Origin of the sequence: Sphaerisporangium sp. NPDC049002 (assembly GCF_040649355.1) — a bacterium.
Lineage (GTDB): Bacteria > Actinomycetota > Actinomycetes > Streptosporangiales > Streptosporangiaceae > Sphaerisporangium.
This window is the reverse complement of sequence record NZ_JBEZFH010000440.1, coordinates 1-1559: the sequence shown is the minus strand read 5'-3', so window position 1 is coordinate 1559 and position 1559 is coordinate 1. Positions and strand designations below refer to the sequence as shown.

Annotated in this window: 1 protein-coding gene; it reads left to right on the top strand. The window is 75.1% G+C overall.

Translation table 11 applies throughout. The features are described 5' to 3' along the window. A partial coding sequence (locus AB0B89_RS36355; protein WP_358562314.1) for a beta-ketoacyl reductase occupies positions 1-1559 on the top strand: 1559 nt, incomplete at both ends.

Below are 1559 nucleotides of genomic sequence, written 5' to 3'. Positions count from 1 at the left end.
TGGGTCTTCCTGGGTGAGCCGGTGGCGGGGCTCTCCGGGTTCGCGGATGTGGACGCGTTGGGGGTGGCGGTGGCGGCGGGGGAGCCGGTGCCCGACTTCGTGGTGGTCTCGTGCGAAGCAGGTTCTGTGGATGTGCCGGGGTCGGTGCGGGAGTCGTCGGGCCGGGTGCTGGGTCTGGTGCGGGGATGGGTGGCAGACGAGCGTTTCGCGGGTTCCCGCCTGGTGCTGGTCACGCGTGGTGCGGCGGGTCCGGATGCGGGCACCGAGGTGGCCGGGGTCGTCGCCGCGTCGGTGTGGGGGCTGGTGCGTTCAGCGCAGGCGGAGCACCCAGGACTGTTCGTGCTGCTGGACGCCGACGAGGGTTTCTCCGGGTGGGAGTTGGTGGCCGCGGCCGTCGCTTCGGGCGAGTCACAGCTGGTCGCGCGCGAGGGCACCGTACTGGCACCTCGCCTGGCGCGCAGGACGGCCGAGGCGTCGGCCGGTCCGTCCGGGGCGTCGGCCGGTCCGTCCGGGGCGTCGGCCGGGCCGTCCGAGGCCGGCTCCGGGACCGTGCTGGTCACCGGCGGCACCGGAGCCCTGGGCGCCCTGGTCGGGCGGCGGCTGGTGGAACGGCACGGCGTGCGGGACCTGCTGCTGGTCTCCCGCCGTGGACCGGACGCGCCGGGCGTGGGCGAGCTGGTGTCCGGGCTGGAGGGGCTCGGGGCGCGGGTCACGGTGGCGGCCTGCGACGTGTCCGACCGTGACGCGCTGGCGGGGCTGCTGGCGTCCATTCCGGTGGAGCGCCCGCTGACCGGGGTGGTCCACACGGCCGGGGTGCTGGACGACGCGACCGTGGAGGGGCTGTCGGCGGAGCGGCTGGACACGGTGTTCGCGCCCAAGGCGGACGCCGCCTGGCACCTGCACGAGCTGACGCGGGAGTCGCCGCTCGAATCGTTCGTGATGTTCTCCTCGCTGGCGGGCGTGCTGGGCAACCCGGGGCAGGCCAACTACGCCTCGGCCAACGTGTTCCTGGACGTCCTCGCGGCGCACCGGCGGGCCCTGGGTCTCCCTGGGGTGTCGGTGGCCTGGGGTCTGTGGGACACAGACTCCGACATGACCGGCACCCTGACCTCGGCCGACGTCGCCCGTATGGCACGGTCGGGCATCGCGCCGCTCACCGTCGAGCAGGGCCTCGACCTGTTCGACGCGGCCATGACCAGCCCGGAACCGCTGGTCGTCGCCACCAGGTGGGACACGACCGGGTTGCGCGCCCGCGCGGAGGCGGGCGGGCTGCCCTCGATGCTCCGCGGCCTGGTCCGCGCCCCGCGCCGCGCGGCCACCAGCGCCGGTGGGAGGGCCGCGGGGTCGGCCGGGCTGGTCGAGCGCCTGGCCGGCATGAGCGAGGTCGACGCCCGGCGGCTGCTCACCGACACCGTCCGCACCCACGTGGCCGCCGTCCTGGCGCACGGCAGCGTCGAGAGCGTGGGCATGGACCGGGCCTTCAACGAGCTGGGCTTCGACTCGCTGACCGCCGTGGAGCTGCGTAACCGGCTGAACGGTGAGACCGGGCTGCGGTTGCC